Here is a 16781-nt window from a genome sequence, read left to right on the forward strand (position 1 = left end):
CGGAGGTAGGACATGGCACGCAGCGAGTTCCGTTTCGTCGTCGACGGCGTCGACCTGACCGTCGAACAGCAGAGCCTGATCGCGAGCGAGATCCAGAAGGCGGGCCTCAACGCCCTCTCCACCGCCGGCAAGAGGCTGACCAACCCGCTCGCCGTCGGGCACGCCAACATCAAGCTCCGCCCCGAGTGGTACGGCCTCTGGGTCATCGACGGCCCGTTCGCCGAGGAGCTGGGCCAGAAGATCAACGACATCGGCTTCTGGATGCAGCGGTGACGGACACCGCCCACCGGCCGGACCCGCCGGAGCGGATGTGCCCGAGCACCCCCGCGGCCAACGCCACGGTGTTCCTCGGCATGATCACTCCGGCGGGGCGGGTCGCCTACGTGACGCCCCCGCTCCCCGCCGAGGTCGCCCTCGCCCAGGCCGGCGCGGACACCCCGGTCGAGTCCCGGTACCGGCTGGCCGGCCCGTGCGTCACGTCGAAGTGCGGCTTCTGGACCGGTGCGCACTGCGGCCTCGGCGAACGGGTGGCGGCGTCCTTCCAGGAGGTCGCCGGTCCGGCGGAGGACGACCTGCCGCGCTGCGCGATCCGCCGGACCTGCCGGTGGTACGCGGAGCAGGGCCGGGCCGCCTGCGCCGCCTGCTCCCACGTGGTCACCGACGCCCGCTGAGCACCCGGCCGCCCGCCTGCTCGTGCGCGGGTCCGCCCACCGGGCGGAGCCGCGCACACGGGCCGGGCGGCGGCGTCGCCGCGCGTAAAGGGCTCGCGATGTCCCACCGTTCCGCTACGGTCTGGGCGTCATGGATCCGCGGCACGACGGGGACGTCATCGGGCGGGAGCATCCCGCGGGTCTGCTGCGCGCCGAGATCGACCGGGTGACCACCAGCCACGGCGGTCTGGTCCTCGTCGCCGGGGAACCCGGCATCGGCAAGACGACGCTGGTCACGGCGGCGGCCGGCGAGGCCCGCCGCCGAGGCGCGCTGGTGCTCGGCGCGGCCTGCTGGGATTCCGACAGCGCCCCCGGCTACTGGCCCTGGGTGCAGGTGCTGCGCGGCCTGCGCCGCTCGACCGACGACTGGGCGTTGGCCCGGGAGTCGGCCGAGCCGGCCCTGGCGGCGCTGCTCGGCGAGGCGGCCGGCGGCGCCACCGGGGAGCCGGCGGACGGCGCGGCCGGGGCGGTCGACGGCGATGCCAGTGCGGTCGACGGCGACCCGCGTGCGGTCGACGGCGGGGCCGGCGAGGCGGCCGGCTGTCGGAGCGGTGACGACCGCGTCGACCAGGAGGAGTTCGCGCTGCACGACGCGGTGACCACCGCGCTGGTCACGGTGTCCCAGCGCCGGCCGGTCGTGGTCGTGCTCGACGACCTGCACTGGGCCGATCCCGCCTCGATGCGGCTGCTGCGCTTCGCCGCCCAGCACACCTGGTTCGAGCGGCTGCTGCTCATCGGCACCTACCGCGACGCCGAGGTCGAGTCACCCGAGCACCCGCTGCGCGGGCTGCTGATGCCGCTGGTGGCGAAGGCGACCACGCTCACCCTCACCGGCCTGTCCCGCGACGAGGTGGCCGCGCTGATGACCCGGACGGCCGGCCGGGCACCCGACGCCGACCTCCTCGACGAGGTGCACCGGCGCACCGGCGGCAACCCGTTCTTCGTGGAGCAGACCGCCCGGATCTGGCGTGCCGACGGCCGGGTCGGCACGATCCCCCCGGGCGTACGGGAGGCGGTGCGGGGCCGCCTCGCCCAGTTGCCGGCGGCGGTCGTCGAGGCGCTCACCGCCGCCGCCGTGCTCGGCCGGGAGTTCCACCGGCCGGTCCTCGCCGCCTGCGCGGGCCTGCCGGCGGCGCAGGCCGACCGGCTGCTCGACCGGGCGGCGACGGCCCGGCTCGTGGTGTCCCGTGGCGGCGGCCGGTTCGCCTTCGTGCACGACCTCGTGCGGGAGACCCTCTACGACGCGCTGCCCGACGACGACCGGCGTTCCCGGCACGCGGCGGTCGTCCGGGCCGTCGACGGCGCGCCGGCGCTCGCCGAGCGGCTGATCCCCGCCGACCTGGCCCGGCACGCCCACCTCGCCGGCGCCCACCTCGACCCGTCCCGCGCCGCCGAGCTGCTGGTCGCCGCGGCCCGCGCCGCGACCGGCCGGCTGGCCATCGACGAGTCGGTGGTCCACTTCCGCCGGGCGCTCGACGTCGCCGACGACCCGGCCCGACGGGTGAAGATCATGATCGAGCTGGGCGAGCTGCTGCACCACTCGGGCGCGGGCGACGAGGCCCGGCGGCTGCTCGCCGAGGCCACCACGCTGGCCGTGGCGGCCGACGATCCGGTGGTGCTGGCCCGGGTCGCCCTCGTCGTCCACCGCCGCCACGCCGACGGCCCCGGGCGGCTCGACGACCCGGAGGGCGTGCTGCGGGAGGCGTACCGGCGGTTGATCGGCGGGTCCGCGGGCGCCGTGCCGGTCGGCACGATGGTCGCCGACCTGATCGCCGCCACGGAGTCCCTGGCCCGACGGGGGCACGACGACGAGGCGCTCACCTTCAGCCTGTGGGCCCGCCACGACACCACCTGGGGGCTGGGCTCGGCCCGCGACCGGGCCGCGATCACCGCCGAGATCCGGGACGTGGCGCGCCGCGGTGGCGACCGGGAGACGGCGCTCTGGGCGACCGCGCTGCGCTGGGTCGCCCTGCTGGAGCTGGGCGACCCCCGCTACCAGGACGAACTCGCCACCTTCGTCACCGGCGCCCGCCAGGGGGACGCCCGGTACCGGGCCGCCGCCACGATGGACGACGCCATCGTCGCGGCCTTCCGAGGCGACTTCGCCCGCTCCGACGAACTGGTCGGCGAGCTGACCGCCCTCACCGAGTGGGACCACTCCGACTTCGCCTTCATGGGCCACCACCTGCGCTGGTCGCGGCTGCATCTGCAGGGCCGGGCCGACGAGGTCGACGCCCTGCTCGACGAGCTGCCCTCGACCGGCTACCCCCATCCGGAACTCGTCCGGGGCATCACCGCGGCCGAGCGCGGCGACGTCGAGACGGCCCGACGGGTGGTCGCCGGCATCGAGTCCGCCGGCACGACGTACCCGGGATCGATGTCGCCGCTGTGGCTGCGGCTGCGCGCCGGGGTCGCCGCCGTCAGTCGCGACCCCCGGCGCTGCGCCGAGGCCCGCGACGCGCTGCGACCGCACCGCGGGCAGTGGATGTCGGCGATGTTCGGCTGCGACCTCAGCGGCCCCGTCGACCACTGGCTGGCCCTCGTCGACGCCGCGCAGGAACGCTGGGAAGACGCGGTGACCGGCTTCTGCGCCGCCCGCGACTCCGCCGACCGGCTGGGGGCCCGCCCGTGGTCGGTCCTCGCCCGCGCCGCGCTGGCCGACGCGCTGACCGGGCGGGACCGTCCCGGCGACGCGGCGTCCGCCGCCGCGCTGCGCGCCACCACCGCCCGCGACGCCGACGACCTCGGCATGCACTCGACGGCCCGCCGCCTGGCCGGCGCGCCGTCGACGGGGGCCGAGGCGCCGCCCGCCGGCCGGCCGGGGGTCGTCGCCGCGGTCGCCGGTCCGCGACCGGCGTCGGCCGTCGCTCCGATCGCCGGCCCAACTCCGGCGCGGGCCGTCACCGCCGGGCCGCCCGCCGCGCCGGCGGTGGTGACCGGGTCGCCCGGCGTGCCGGCGGTGGGGACCGGGTCGCCCGGCGCGCCGGCGGTCGCCGCCGCGCCGCACCCGTCCGCCTTCGGGCGGCCAGCGGGCCAGGCGTACGGGTTCCGCCGCGACGGGCCGGTCTGGCAGCTCGCCTACGCCGGCGTGGTGGTGCACCTGCCCGACGCGAAGGGGCTGCGCGACCTGCACGTGCTGCTCAGCCGGCCGGGCGTCGACGTCCCGGCGGTCGAGTTGCTCGACCCGGCCGCCGGGCCGGAACTCGTCGCGGCCCGCCGGATGGGCGGCGACCCGGTCCTCGACGACGAGGCCAAGGCCCGCTACCGGCGGCACCTGGAACGGCTCGACGACGAGATCGACCGGGCCGCCGAACGCGGCGACGAGCGGAGGTTGGCCGACCTCGACGCCGAGCGCGGCGCCCTGCTCGCCGAGTTGCGCGCCGCCGCCGGGCTGGCCGGCCGCAGCCGACGCCTGGGTGACGAGGCCGAGCGGGCCCGCAAGACGGTCACCGCCCGCATCCGGGACGCGCTGCGCAAGCTCGACCAGCGCCACCCGGGCCTCGCCGCCCACCTGCGCGACACCGTCTCCACGGGCAGCACCTGCCGCTACCTCCCGCCCGAGCCACTGCCCTGGCACCTCTAGCCCCCGGGCACCGGTCGCTCGTCGTCGGCGAGCGCCGGTAAACCCCGCAGCTTCCCGCGGTGTCTTGCTGACTGAGAGACCCGGGAGGGGCCAGATGCGAGAGGCGCATGCCACGGAGTTCGACGACTTCGTCCGTACCCGGTCGGTGGCGCTGTTGCGGGTGGCCTACCTGCTGACCGGCGACCGGCACGCGGCCGAGGACCTGCTCCAGGAGGTACTGGAGCAGATGTACGTGCGGTGGCGCCGGTTGCGCACCTCACCGGAGGCGTACGCCCGGCGGGCCCTGGTGAACCGATCGATCAACCGGTGGCGGTGGCGGTCGCGGCGGCCGGAGCAGGCGTTGGGCGACAACGACGGGGTCGCCCGGGACCACGCCGACGACATCGCGCTGCGCCAGGCGGTCGTCGCGGCGCTGCGTACCCTGCCGCCCCGGCAGCGCGCCGCCGTCGTGCTGCGCTACCTGGAGGACCTGTCGGTCGCCGAGGTCGCCGGGGCGCTGCGCTGCTCCGAGGGCACCGTGAAGAGCCACGCCTCCCGGGGCCTCGCCCACCTCCGGGTGGCGCTTGCCGGGTCGAGCCTCGTCCTGTCCGCCCCGACCCACACCGGGAGTGCGCGATGACCATCCAAGAGCGTGACGTGCGGGGTGCCCTGCGTCGGGTGACCGATGACCTCGTCGGCCCGCCGACCCTGCTCGACGACGTACGCCGGGGTGGGCGTCGCCGGTTGCGGCGACGTCGCGCCGTCCTGGCCGCCGTGTGCGCGGCCGTGGTGGCGGTGCCCGTCGGCGGTGCGCTCCACCTCGCGGACGGCGGGGCCGCGGCGGAGGTCGCCTCACCGCTGTTCGACGGACCCACCCGCGGCGACCTGGCCGGCGACGGCGGGTATCTGCGGCAGGTCCGGCAGGCGTGGCGGGACGGGGCGGGGGACACCGGCACCGATGTCGAAGGCGAGCCGCACGTGGTCTGGGCGGGGAACACCCCGGCCGGTCCCGCCGCCTACGTCGCGCAGCGGACCACCGCCACCCCCGAAGTGTGGGAGCCGGCCGGCGAGCGGATGATCGGCTACGCCGCGTTCGTCGAGCCCACCGCCGACGGGCCACGGGTCATGACGCGGGAGTTCGTGACCGACGCCGGCAGCTACGGCAGCTGGCAGGCCGTGCTGCTCGGGCCGCGACGCGACGTGCTGGTCGTGCTCGACGCCGGGGAGCCGGTGGAGTTCTCGCCGACGTTCCAGTACGCGGCCGACGGCCGCATCGAGCGCACCTTCCAGCGGGTGGAGTTCCGGGACGGGGCCGCTGTGCTGTCGGTGCCGCCGCAGCGCGACAGGGTGACCGTCGCCCTGGTCAGGAAGCCGGTCAGCGCGACGACCGCCGTCCACATCGCCAACGCGAACGACATCCTCCTTCCCGACCGGCAGGCCAGCCCGCAGCGGTCGGTCACCTACACGCTGCCCGGCGCGGACCGGGTGTGGGGCGACAGCCCCGCCGCGCAGGTCGGCAGGAACGTCTACGAGACGGAAGCGCTCGCCGCCTACATCGATCCCGGCGGCACGCACCGGGCAGGGGAATCTCCCCACCTGGTCGTCTACGGGGCGACCCCCGACGGCCGGCAGTTGCTGCTCGAGAGCCACCAGTACGACGACGATCCCACCCGCGCGATCGCCCTGCTCGCCCACGCCGGCGCGCCCCTCCAGCCGGTGGCCAGCGGATTCGTCGACTGGAACGCGCCGCTGCCGGTGCGGCTGCGGCTGCCCGACGGGCAGGGTGTCCTCGTCGCCGCCGAGGGCGCGGCGCTGAGCTACCGGGTCGGTGCCGGGAAATGGCACGACGCCGGGCGCGGCGCGGCGCTGCTACCCGCCGACGCCACCGAGGTACGCGTCACCGCTGCTGGCGGCACGGCCAGCACCGTCCGGGTCGACTCCTAGCCGGCCGCCGTGCGACGACGGGCACCACCACCTGCGTGGCGGTGCCCGTCGCCGGCCGGATCAGCGGCGGTTGTAGCGGTACATGGTCAGCGTGCCGAAGACCACCAGGAAGCCGGCGGTCCACAGCAGCGTCCACATGATCGCCGACGCGTCCGAGGTTCCCGACATGACGGCGCGTACCGAGGCCACCAGCTGCGTGATCGGGTTGACCTTGACGAACGCCTGGAGCCAGCCGGGCATCGTCGCGGGCTCGACGAACACGTTGCTGAGGAACGTCAGCGGGAACAGCACCATCATGCTCGCGCCCATCACGGACTTCTCGCTGCGCAGGACGAGACCGAAGAACGTCCAGACCCAGGAGAACGCGAACGAGAAGACCACCAGCAGGCCGATCCCGGCCAGCACGCCGGTCAGCCCGCCGTCGGGCCGGAACCCGAGCACCAGCCCGACGCCGAGGATGACCACGGCCGCCAGCACGTACCGCAGCACGTCGCCGAAGATCATGCCGACCAGCGGGGCGGGCCGCCAGACCGACAGCGTCCGGAACCGGTCGAAGACGCCCTTCTCGATGTCGGTGTTCAGCCCGACGCCAGTGTACATGGTGATCATCACGACGCTCGTCACCATGATCCCGGGCAGGAAGAACTGGAGGTAGTCGCGCGGGCTGTCGGCGAGGGCGCCACCGAACAGGTACGTGAACATCAGCACCATGATGATCGGGAACGCCGTCACGTCGAAGAGCTGCTCCGGCACGTGCTTGATCTTCAGCAGCGCGCGCCAGCCGAACGTCAACGACGCCGACAGCGCGCCGGGCCTGGGCGGTCGCGCACCGGGCGCGAGGACGGTGGCGAGCGCCTCCGTCGAGGGTACGTAGACGGACGGGGCCCGCCCGGTCGTGGTGGCGTTTGTCATCGGGCTGCCTCCAGCTGGTCGTCCCGCTCGTCGGCCGCGACGGCGGGGTGGTCGGTCAGGGCCAGGAAGACCTCGTCCAGGCTCGGCTGACCGAGGGAGAAGTCGTCGACGACGATGCCGGCGCGGGCCAGGTCCCCGAGCGCGCGGGCCGCCTGCTCGCTGGCGTCGAGGTCGCTGCCGTCGCCGCCGACCCGCGCGGTCAGCGCGACCGGATCGGGTGCGAGCTGCACCGGCACGCCGAGTGCCGCCTGGAGCAGCTTCTCCGCCTCCGGCCGCCGCCCGGGGTCGCGCAGCCGCAGGTGGACGGTGCCGGAGCCGACCGAGGACTTCAGCTCGCCCGGGGTGCCCTCCGCGATCACCCGGCCGTGGTCCACCACCGCGATGCGGCCGGCGAGCTGGTCGGCCTCGTCCAGGTACTGCGTGGTCAGCAGCACCGTCGTGCCGTGTGCCACGACCGCCCGGACGATCTCCCACACCTGGTTGCGGCTGCGCGGGTCCAGCCCCGTCGTCGGCTCGTCGAGGAACAGCAGGTCGGGGGTGTTGAGGATGCTCGCCGCGATGTCGATGCGCCGCCGCATGCCGCCCGAGTACTTCTTGACCTGCCGGTCGGCCGCGTCGGTCAGGCCGAACGCGGCGAGCATGCCTTCCGCCCGTTCCCGGGCGGCCGGCTTGCGGTGCCCGAGCAGGCGGGCGAGGAGCATCAGGTTCTCCAGCCCCGTCAGGTCCTCGTCCACGGAGGCGTACTGGCCGGTCAGGCTCATCCGGGCGCGCACGCTGTTGGCCTCGGTGACGACGTCGTGCCCGAAGACGCGGGCCCGTCCGCCGTCGGGGCGCAGCAGCGTCGCCAGCACCCGTACCGCCGTGGTCTTGCCGGCGCCGTTCGGGCCGAGCAGCCCGTAGACGGTGCCGGCGGGGACCTGGAGATCCATGCCGGCGAGCGCCCGGGTGTCCCCGAACGACCGGGTCAGGCCCTCGGCCTCGATGGCCAGGCCGGTGGTGCGTGTCATGCTCCCTACCTTCCTCAGGTGTCACACGTTCAGGAGACGTACGGGCGCGCCGCGCGGCCCTCGCGCAGGGCCAGGCCCCACCAGTGGAGCTGGTCGAGCAGGACGTCGGCGGCCCGCTCGCAGCGGTCGGCCGTCGGGGGTGACGGCGCGCCGTCGAGCAGGTCGACACCGACGACGTCGCGCATCGTGACCGCGTGCAGTGCGGTGAAGACCGTCCGGAGCTGGTCGACCGCGTGCAGGCCGATGGAACCGCACCCGTACGACACGAAGCCGACCGGTTTGGCCTGCCACTCGTCGTACGCGTGGTCGATCGCCTGTTTCAACGAGCCCGGGAAGCTGTGGTTGTACTCGGGGGTGACCACGACGAACGCCTCCGCCCGCGCGACCTGCGCGACGAACGACCCGATCGCGGGAGTCGGCTCAGCCGGGCAGCTCGCGGCAAGGTCGTGGTCGGCGAGGTCGACGACCGTCACCGCCAACTCGTCGCGCCGCCGCGCCCGGTCGACGAACCAGCGGCCGATCCGGTCGCCCGCCCGCCCCTCCCGGGTGCTGCCGATGATCACGGCGAGGCGCAGTGGCGTCATGGCTCCCCCTCCCGGCTCCGGTTCCACCCGTCGGGCGCGAGACGGCGGCCAGCGCCCCGCCAGATCGGAACTGGCGGGGCGCGATGCCGGCGGCGGGTGCCGCCCCGGGCGCCAGGGGAGGGGAGGGCCGGCGGGGTGACCGGGCGCGCCGGTACGCGGAGGCGTCTCCACGCCGGGTGCCGACCTGTGGCGTACCCCTGACGGGGGGCCTTCCCACCGGTGGTCAGGCGGGCTCGTCGAAGAGCACCGGCCAGGGTCGGGGCGGCGGCCCGGGCGGCGGCGCCGGGGGCTCCGACCCGTCGGCCAGCACCTCCGCCGCGAGTTGCCCGAACATCGGCGCGGCCGGGTGCGCGGCCCGGCGCGGCCAGGCCGCCGAGGTGCGCCGGACCAGCGGCGAACCGGCGACCGGCCGCCAGGCGATCCGAGGCTCCCGGCGCGCCGTCGCCGCCGGCTCGACGGCGACCCCGCCGCCCGCCAGCACCAACCCGAAGAGGAACTCCGGGTTCCGCGCCGGGCGGACCCGCCCCGGCGCGAACCCGTGCCGGCGGCAGACCTCCAGCAGGTGGTCGTGCCAGCCGGGCGCGGTGGCCCGGGGCGCGGTCACCAGGTCCAGTCCGGCCAGCGCCGCCAGCTCGACCTCCCGTGCCCGGGCCAGCGCCGAGGCGCGCGGCAACAGCACCCCCAGCGGTACGTCGACGGCGGCGCCGAGGCGCAGCCCGTCGTCGGTGACGGGATGGTGCAGCAGGCCGACGTCCAGCCGCCCCTCGCTGAGCATCCGCTCCTGCTCGCCGCTGGTCAGCTCGTGCAGGTCCACGTCGAGCCCGGGGGCGCGCTCGGCCAGCCGGTCGAGCAGCTCGCGCAGGGTCACGGCGGGTGTCTCCGGCGGCACCCCCGCCCGGAGCACCCCCGACACCCCGTCGCGTACCTGCCGCATCAGGTTGCGCAGCCGGCCCTCCCCGGCCAGCAGTTCCTCGGCCTCGCCGAGGAGCAACTGGCCGGCGGTGGTCAGCCGCACCTGCCGCCGGGACCGGTCGAACAGCTCGACCGCCAACTCCCGCTCCAGGCGCTGCACCGACTGGCTCAGCGGCGGCTGGGCCATGCCGAGCCGCTCGGCCGCCCGCCCGAAGTGCAGCTCGTCGGCGACCACCACGAAGTGCCGCAGGTGCCGGAGCAGGTCCACGGCCGGACCCTACGCCAGCGCCCGCCCGCGCCCGCAACCGCGAACACGCCCGCGAACACGCCCGCAACCCCGTCCGCGTCCCACCCCCCCCGTCCGCGTCCGCAACCGCGTCCGCAACCGCGTCCGCAACCGCGTCCGCAACCGCGTCCGCGTCCGCGACGCGGCGAGATCTTGGTACCGAAGTGCCCCTCGGGGGGCACTTCGGTACCAAGATCTGGTGCCGGGCGCCGGGCGCCGGCGTCCAGGGGTCGGCGGGCGGCGGCGGGGGCGGGGGAGCGGCTACCGTGCGCGGTGTGGTGGCGGAGCGGATCGTGGAGATCTTCGAGCGGGCCGGGGTCACCGGCTGCCTGCACGTCGTCGACCTCGACGCGGCCGGCGGCGGTGCCGGTCCGGGGGAGCCGGGCGGCCGGCGGGAGGTGGCGGTCCGGGCGGACGAGCAGGTGGTGATCGCCTCGATCTTCAAGGTGCTGCTGGTGCTGGAGTTCGCCCGGCAGGTCGTGGCCGGCCAGATCGACCCCCGGGAACGGGTCCTCGTCGCCGCCGACGACCGGCTCGGCGGGTGGGGGATCGCCGGCTGCGCCGACGACGCCGAGGTGTCGCTGCGGGACCTGGCCTACTTCGCCATGTCGGTCAGCGACAACACCGCCGCCGACCTGCTGCTGCGCCGGGTCGGGGCGGACGTGCTGCCGATGCTCGCCGCCGAGTTGGGGCTGCCGCGTACCCGGATCGTCGGCGGCCCCCGGCAGCTGGTCGAGACGATGCTCGCCGACGTCGGCGCGCGTACGGAGGCGGACTTCGCCCGGATCTTCCCCACGCTGCCGCCCGAGCGGGTCCGCGCGATGCGGATGTTCGATCCCGCGCACACCACGTCGAGCACCGCCCGGGAGATCACCCGGCTGCTCGGCCTGATCTGGCGCGACGAGGCCGGCCCGCCCGAGGCGTGCGCGATGGTCCGGGGCTGGATGGCCCGGCAGCTCTTCTGGACCCGGCTGGCCGCCGGCTTCCCGCCCGGTGTGCGGGTGACCGGCAAGACCGGCACCCTGCCGGGCCTGCACCTGGAGGCGGGCGTGGCCGAGTACCCGGACGGCGGGCGGTACGCCGTCGCCGTCTTCGTCCGCGCCACGCAGCTCGCCACCCGCCGCATCGACGTGGACCTGGCGCTGGGCCAGGCCGCCCGAGCCGCCGTCGAGGTGCTGCGCGCCGGCTGATCTTCCGGGCGCGAGGTGCTGCCGTCGGCCCGGCTGAGCTGGCCCGATATGCCGGCGCGTATCGACCGTGTCGGCCATGGATCTTGGACCTGGCGGGGGTCGTGCTGGTTGGCTCGGCACCGACCGATCAGCACCACGACGGGGAGAGTTCCACATGCCCGACATCGACCGCCGCCGCTTCCTCCGCGACGCCGCCGCCAGCACCGCGCTGGTCACCGCCGGCGGGCTCGCCGGCACCGCACTCACCGGCCCGGCACACGCCGCGCCGCCGGCCGCCGCCGCACCGGCCGGCCGCCGCAGCGGCCCGGTCAGCTTCCGCTGGTGGGGTACGTCCGCCTGGCGCATCGACGTCGGCGACCGGACCGTCCTGGTCGACCCCTTCCTCAGCCGGATCGACACGGGGCTGTTCAGGGGCGCCTTCGACCAGACCAGGAAGCTGGAGGTCCGCACCGACGTCGTGGACTCCCTGGTGGACCGGGCCGAGACGGTGCTCGTCACGCACACCCACTGGGACCACTACATGGACGTGCCGCACATCGCCGGCCGCACCGGCGCCCGGGTCTTCGGCACGCTGACCGCCTACCACCTCGGGCTGGCGTACGGGCTGCCGTCGGGGCAGCTCAGCCCGGTGCGCGGCGGGGAGGTGCTGGACTTCGGCGCGTACACCGTGGAGGTGGTCAGCTCCCTGCACAGCCGCAACAGGTCGTACTCGATGGCCTTCCCCGGCGTACGGGTCAGCCAGCCGGCGAAGCCGGAGACCATCGCCGACCTGCCCGAGGGCGACACCCTCGCGTACCAGCTGCGGGTGCCCGGCGGCCCGTCGGTCTTCTTCATGGGCGCCAGCGACTTCGCCGAGCGGAACCTGACCGGGCTGGCCCCCGACGTGGCCATGCTGGCGCTGCCGAGCACCACGGTCACCGCCGACTACGCGGAACGGCTGCTCGACGCGCTGGACCGGCCGAAGGTCGTGGTGCCGGTGCACTTCGACAACTTCGAGACCGAGCTGCGCAACCCCGTGCCCGTGGCGCCGACGGACCGCGAGCGGCTGGACGCGTTCCTCGCCGCCATCCGCCGGGTCTCCCCGCGCAGCCGGGTGATCGTGCCGGAGTACCACACCGCGTACCACTTCTGAGCGACGCGCGACGGGCCGCGGGCGGCAGCCCCGGCCCGTCGCCGCGCCCCGGTCGGCCGTCGACGCGGGGCCGGGCGCCGAGGGCTCAGCCCGTCGACATCCCGGCCAGCGCCCGCACCGAGCGCCAGTTGCGGGTGGTCGCCACCAGGCCGAGCTTCTTCTCCAGGTGGTTGTTGGTGAACCTCGACCGGCCGTAGCCGCCGTCGGGATAGTGCAGGTAGACCTCGCGACCGGCGACCGTGAACGCCAGGTTCTCGCCGTCGGGCACGGTCAGGGCGGCCACGGCGACCGGGTCGGGCGCGGTCGCGAGGAAGACCACCAGCAGCCGCGTGGGGTCGTCCTCCCGCCCGGCGTACGGGTTGCCGCCGGCCACCGCCGCCAGTTCCCGGCCGCTGCGCACCAGCACCGGCACCGTCAGCCCCAGCTCGTCGGCGATGGCCCGCTCGATGCCCCGCGCCAGCGCGTCGGCGTCGCGCACCGTGCTGCCGAAGACCACGTTCCCGCTCTGCAGGTACGTCTGCACGTCCTGGTGGCCGAGGCCGGCGACCAGCCGGCGCAGGTCGGCCATGGCGACCTTCGCGCCGCCGACGTTGACCCCGCGCAGCAACGCGACCCACCTGTCCACACGACCTCCTCGACCCGCCGGTACCGGGCCAGCCTAGGGCGTGGTCGAGGTCGGTCGCGGCCGTCGTCGCCGGGGCGGGCCCGCCGCTCGGCACACCGCGCTGGAGTGCCGGGTCCGTGATCCGTACCATCGGTTCTCGACAGCGGCCCCCGGCGACGGGGTGCCGCGAGCGGAGCGGGACCACGGACACCGGCATGCGGGCTCATGCCGGTCGACCGGCGTGCGACCGCCTCAAGCGAGAAACCTCGCCCAGCGGTCCGCGCGCACCCATCCGTACCGGAAGGACACCGCCATGCGCGCTCCCTGGACGCGCCGTCACCGTCTTCTGCCGGGGCTGCTGGCCCTGGCCTGCCTCGCCACCGTCGCCGTGGCCGCCGCCGTTCCACTGACCAGCCCGCCCGCCCGCGCCGCCGACCCCGTGGTGGTGCTCGACGCCACCTTCGAGGACGGCACCACTCAGGGCTTCCGGCCCCGGGCCGGGGAGACCGTCGCGGTCAGCACCGCCGTCGCCCACGGCGGCACCCGCAGCCTGCTCGCCTCCGGCCGCACCGCGAGTTGGCAGGGCCCCGCCCTGGACCTGCTCGACGAGATGGTCAAGGGCACCCGCTACACGCTGACGGTGTGGGTGCGGCTCGCCGCCGGCCAGTCGCCCGGCCAGGTCCGGCTCAGCGTGCAGCGCGACTCCGGCGGCACCTCCGCCTACGACCAGGTGGTGGGCGACACGGCCGTCACCGCCGACGCCTGGGTCCGGCTCACCGGCACGTACGTGCTCGCGCACGACGTGGACGGGCTGTCGGCGTACGTGGAGACCGCCAGCGGGACCGCCGACCTGCACATCGACGACTTCACCATGGTGTACCAGCCGACCAAGCCGGTGCAGACCGACATCCCCGCCCTGCGTGAGGTGCTGGCCGCCGACTTCCCGATCGGCGCGGCGATCGGCAACCGGCAGATCATCGGCGACCAGGCCACCCTGCTGCGCCGGCACTTCGACACGGTCACCCCGGGCAACGCGCTCAAGTGGGACGCCACCCAGCCGGCCGAGGGCACCTTCCGGTGGGCCGACGCCGACGCGCAGGTCAACTTCGCCACGGACAACGACCTGGCGGTACGCGGCCACACCCTCGTATGGCACCAGCAGACCCCGGCCTGGGTCTTCACCGACACCGACGGCACCCCGCTGACCTCGGACCCGGCCGACAAGGCCCTGCTGCTGTCCCGGCTGGAGGCGCACGTCCGCGCGGTCGTCGGCCGCTACGGCGACGCCATCGGGGTCTGGGACGTCGCCAACGAGGTGATCGACGAGAACCAGTCCGACGGGCTGCGGCGCAGCCGCTGGCACGAGATCAGCGGGCTGGACTACCTGCGGACCGCTTTCCGGGTGGCCCGGGAGGTCGCGCCGACGGCCAAGCTCTACATCAACGACTACAACACAAACGTGCCGGCCAAGCGCGACAAGCTGCGCGACCTGGTGAGCCAGCTGCGCGCCGAAGGGGTGCCGATCGACGGCGTCGGGCACCAGATGCACGTCAACGTCCAGTGGCCGTCGATCGCCGAGACCGAGGCGATGCTCCAGGCGTTCGTCCCGCTCGGGGTGGAGCAGCAGGTCACCGAGATGGACGTCAGCATCTACGTCAACAACAGCGAGTCCTTCCCCACCCCGCCGGCCGACCGGCTGCTCACCCAGGCGTACCGGTACCGGGACCTCTTCGCCCTCTACCGCCGCTACGCCGACGAGTTGACCTCGGTGACCCTGTGGGGGCTGGCGGACGACGACACCTGGCTGGACACCTTCCCGGTGGCCCGCAAGGACGCGCCGCTGCTGTTCGACACGGAACTCCAGGCCAAGCCGGCGTACTGGGGGATCGTCGACCCGACCCGGATCAACCCGACCCCGACGCCGACGGTCAGCGCGACGGTCTCGCCGACCGCCAGCCCGACCGTTTCGCCGACCGCCAGCCCGACGGTCTCGCCGACCGGGGGGCCGGACGCCTGCCGGGCGACGTACACCGTCTCCAACCAGTGGCCGGGCGGCTTCCAGGCGAGCGTCAGGATCACCAACACCGGCGGGCGGGCGCACGACGGCTGGACGGTGCGCTGGCGGTTCCCGGACGGGCAGCGGATCAGCCAGCTCTGGAACGGCACGGTCCGGCAGGACGGCGCGGACGTGTCGGTCACCCCCACGTCCTGGAACTCCGCCCTGCCCGCCGGCGGGACGGTCGAGTTCGGCTTCCTCGCCGGTTGGTCCACGAGCAACGACCGCCCGGCCGGCTTCACCCTCGACGGAACGGCCTGCACGACCGGCTAGCGGTGGGCGATGGCCGGGCCGGGCAGGCCCGGCCATCGCCGTGCCCGGTGCCCGGACGGCGCGGCGGAGCCGGGCCGGGACCCCCGCGGATGCCGGAGACGCCGTCCGCTCCGGTCCGGCGTCAGAGCCGGCGATGGCGGGGCCCGGCGTCAGAGCCGGCGGATGGCGGCGGAGGCGAGGCGGAAGCCGATGGTGCGGTCGACGATGCGGGCGACCAGGTCCGCCTTCCGCAGCCCGGCGACGCCGCGCAACTCCAGGCTCGCGGCGAGCACCCGCAGGTCGCGGGCGGTCCAGCCGGAGAGGTACGCCGTACCGTCGTCGCGGCGGGACATGGCCGCCAGCGCGGCCCGGGCCGCCACCGGGTCCGGCGCGGACGCCGCCCGCCGGGCTGACGGGCGCGCGGGGGCCCCGCCCCGGTCGGCGGATTCGGCGGCCGGGTGCCCGGCGGGGGCGGTCCGGTCGGCGGACAAGGCGGCCGGGTGCCCGGCGGGACTGGGCCGGTCGGCGCGTGCCGTGGTCGGGCGCCCGGCGGGGGCGGCTCCGGCGGGTGGTGGGGCCGGGTCGACCGGCACCACCGCGAGCCGGGCCCGCCCGTCGGCCAGGGCGGCGAGGTCGGCGGCGGGCAGCCCCCGGAGCAGCGCGGTCACCAGGTCGGCGACGTCGCGGGTCGGGTCGGTCACGCCCCGGCCCGCTCGGGCTGGAGGTGGTCGAGGAACTCGGTGGCGAGCCGGCGCAGCTCGTCGCGGACCGCCGGGGTGGCGATCCGGTCGCGGAGCACCACGGGCACGCCGCGCGGGGTGTTCGTGGCGAACACGGTGACGTTCTCCCGCAGCGAAGTGGGGAAGACCGGCAGGCCGAGCGCCCGGACCTGGTCCATGTAGCCCTGGTGGGCGGCGATCGGCCGCTGCGCCATGAGCTGGATCATCGTGAACACGACGCCGGCCACGTCGGGGGCGACCTTGTGGTGCCGGCGGGTGGTGGCGAACCGGCGGGCGTCGGCGTTGTACTGGTCGACCAGTTCCCGGACGTTGCCGTGCAGGTAGTCGATGCCCAGCGTGGACAGGTAGTCGGCCTTCGCCGGGATGAGCAGGTGGTCGCTGGCGATGATGGCCGACTGGGTGACCACGTTGAAGTTCGGCGGGCAGTCGATCAGCACCATGTCGTAGCCGCCGAGCGCGTCGTCGTGCAGCCCCTCGGCCAGGGAGCCGCGCACCCGGAACAGCTCGGCGTCGTACTCGTCGCCGTCGGCCACCGCCCGGGCCAGCGCCAGGTCGATGTCGACGAGCTGGAGGTGGGACGCGATCAGGTCGAGGCGGCCGGCGCCGCTGAGTCGCGCGTTGGCCGGGCCGGGGGAGACGACCAGCTCGCCCAGGGGTGTCGCGGGGGTGTCCCCGCGCAGGCCGTCGTACCAGCGCTTCACCGTCCGGCCGTCGCGCAGCCGGTCCCGCCAGTCGTCGGGGTCGTAGAAGCCGAAGGTGAGGCTGGCCTGCGGATCGAGGTCGATGAGCAGCACCTTCATCCCGCGGTTGGCCAGCTCGGCACCGAGGTTGGCGGTCACGGTGGTCTTGCCGACCCCGCCCTTGTAATTGATCACCGATACGACGTACAC

General features: G+C 75.3%; 15 protein-coding genes. 8 read left to right on the forward strand and 7 right to left on the reverse strand.

From position 1 onward, the window contains the following. The first annotated feature begins 12 nt into the window (after nucleotides 1–12). The 5 genes from AC0OO9_RS20005 to AC0OO9_RS20025 all read left to right on the forward strand — a co-directional run bounded on the left by AC0OO9_RS20005 (nucleotide 13) and on the right by AC0OO9_RS20025 (nucleotide 6216). Complete coding sequence (locus tag AC0OO9_RS20005; protein WP_132233740.1) at nucleotides 13–273, forward strand: hypothetical protein; 261 nt, start codon at nucleotides 13–15, stop codon at nucleotides 271–273. Further along, entirely contained in the window at nucleotides 270–671 is a 402-nt protein-coding gene (locus AC0OO9_RS20010) for a hypothetical protein (RefSeq protein ID WP_484511544.1), read from the forward strand. Before AC0OO9_RS20005 ends, AC0OO9_RS20010 begins: the two co-directional genes overlap by 4 nt. Before the next feature lie 130 nt (nucleotides 672–801). Further along, nucleotides 802–4293 (forward strand): ATP-binding protein, encoded by a 3492-nt coding sequence (locus AC0OO9_RS20015; RefSeq protein WP_484511545.1) that lies wholly within the window; start codon nucleotides 802–804, stop codon nucleotides 4291–4293. Nucleotides 4294–4387: 94 nt separating this feature from the next. After that, the gene (locus AC0OO9_RS20020) at nucleotides 4388–4912 is read left to right on the forward strand and encodes a SigE family RNA polymerase sigma factor (RefSeq protein WP_132233744.1); all 525 of its coding nucleotides are present in this window, start codon (nucleotides 4388–4390) and stop codon (nucleotides 4910–4912) included. Beyond that, nucleotides 4909–6216: a hypothetical protein gene (locus AC0OO9_RS20025; protein WP_484511546.1), complete on the forward strand. Its 1308-nt coding sequence runs from the start codon at nucleotides 4909–4911 to the stop codon at nucleotides 6214–6216. Before AC0OO9_RS20020 ends, AC0OO9_RS20025 begins: the two co-directional genes overlap by 4 nt. Nucleotides 6217–6276: 60 nt before the next feature. Here the strand turns inward: AC0OO9_RS20025 and AC0OO9_RS20030 are convergent, their stop codons facing one another. The 4 genes from AC0OO9_RS20030 to AC0OO9_RS20045 all read right to left on the reverse strand — a co-directional run bounded on the left by AC0OO9_RS20030 (nucleotide 6277) and on the right by AC0OO9_RS20045 (nucleotide 9899). Beyond that, entirely contained in the window at nucleotides 6277–7128 is an 852-nt protein-coding gene (locus tag AC0OO9_RS20030) for an ABC transporter permease (protein ID WP_484511548.1), read from the reverse strand. Further along, nucleotides 7125–8135: an ATP-binding cassette domain-containing protein gene (locus tag AC0OO9_RS20035; protein ID WP_484511549.1), complete on the reverse strand. Its 1011-nt coding sequence runs from the start codon at nucleotides 8133–8135 to the stop codon at nucleotides 7125–7127. The genes AC0OO9_RS20030 and AC0OO9_RS20035 overlap by 4 nt, the downstream gene beginning before the upstream one ends. Before the next feature lie 29 nt (nucleotides 8136–8164). Further along, nucleotides 8165–8719 carry an NADPH-dependent FMN reductase gene (locus AC0OO9_RS20040; RefSeq protein ID WP_484511550.1) on the reverse strand — a complete coding sequence of 185 codons (555 nt, stop codon included), beginning with the start codon at nucleotides 8717–8719 and terminating at the stop codon, nucleotides 8165–8167. Between the two features lie 223 nt (nucleotides 8720–8942). Then, the gene (locus AC0OO9_RS20045; protein WP_484511552.1) at nucleotides 8943–9899 is read right to left on the reverse strand and encodes a LysR family transcriptional regulator; all 957 of its coding nucleotides are present in this window, start codon (nucleotides 9897–9899) and stop codon (nucleotides 8943–8945) included. Nucleotides 9900–10183: 284 nt separating this feature from the next. On the opposite strand from AC0OO9_RS20045, the gene AC0OO9_RS20050 reads away from it, so the two are divergent. Further along, a complete protein-coding gene (locus AC0OO9_RS20050) occupies nucleotides 10184–11107 on the forward strand; it encodes a serine hydrolase (protein WP_484511553.1) in 924 nt (307 codons plus the stop codon). A 154-nt stretch (nucleotides 11108–11261) separates the two neighbouring features. Beyond that, nucleotides 11262–12239, forward strand: coding sequence for an MBL fold metallo-hydrolase (locus AC0OO9_RS20055; RefSeq protein WP_484511555.1), 978 nt, complete (start codon nucleotides 11262–11264; stop codon nucleotides 12237–12239). 85 nt (nucleotides 12240–12324) lie between these two features. On the opposite strand, the gene AC0OO9_RS20060 is transcribed toward AC0OO9_RS20055, so the two are convergent. Further along, the gene (locus AC0OO9_RS20060; RefSeq protein ID WP_484511557.1) at nucleotides 12325–12864 is read right to left on the reverse strand and encodes a DUF1697 domain-containing protein; all 540 of its coding nucleotides are present in this window, start codon (nucleotides 12862–12864) and stop codon (nucleotides 12325–12327) included. A 292-nt stretch (nucleotides 12865–13156) separates the two neighbouring features. On the opposite strand from AC0OO9_RS20060, the gene AC0OO9_RS20065 reads away from it, so the two are divergent. Continuing rightward, nucleotides 13157–15172: an endo-1,4-beta-xylanase gene (locus tag AC0OO9_RS20065; protein ID WP_484511559.1), complete on the forward strand. Its 2016-nt coding sequence runs from the start codon at nucleotides 13157–13159 to the stop codon at nucleotides 15170–15172. A 149-nt stretch (nucleotides 15173–15321) separates the two neighbouring features. On the opposite strand, the gene AC0OO9_RS20070 is transcribed toward AC0OO9_RS20065, so the two are convergent. Together AC0OO9_RS20070 and AC0OO9_RS20075 are read right to left on the reverse strand one after the other, a co-directional pair. Further along, the gene (locus tag AC0OO9_RS20070; RefSeq protein WP_484511561.1) at nucleotides 15322–15852 is read right to left on the reverse strand and encodes a Rho termination factor N-terminal domain-containing protein; all 531 of its coding nucleotides are present in this window, start codon (nucleotides 15850–15852) and stop codon (nucleotides 15322–15324) included. Next, the gene (locus tag AC0OO9_RS20075) at nucleotides 15849–16781 is read right to left on the reverse strand and encodes a ParA family protein (RefSeq protein ID WP_484511562.1); all 933 of its coding nucleotides are present in this window, start codon (nucleotides 16779–16781) and stop codon (nucleotides 15849–15851) included. The genes AC0OO9_RS20070 and AC0OO9_RS20075 overlap by 4 nt, the downstream gene beginning before the upstream one ends.

It is taken from the genome of Micromonospora sp. USAFONa4, assembly GCF_057197825.1.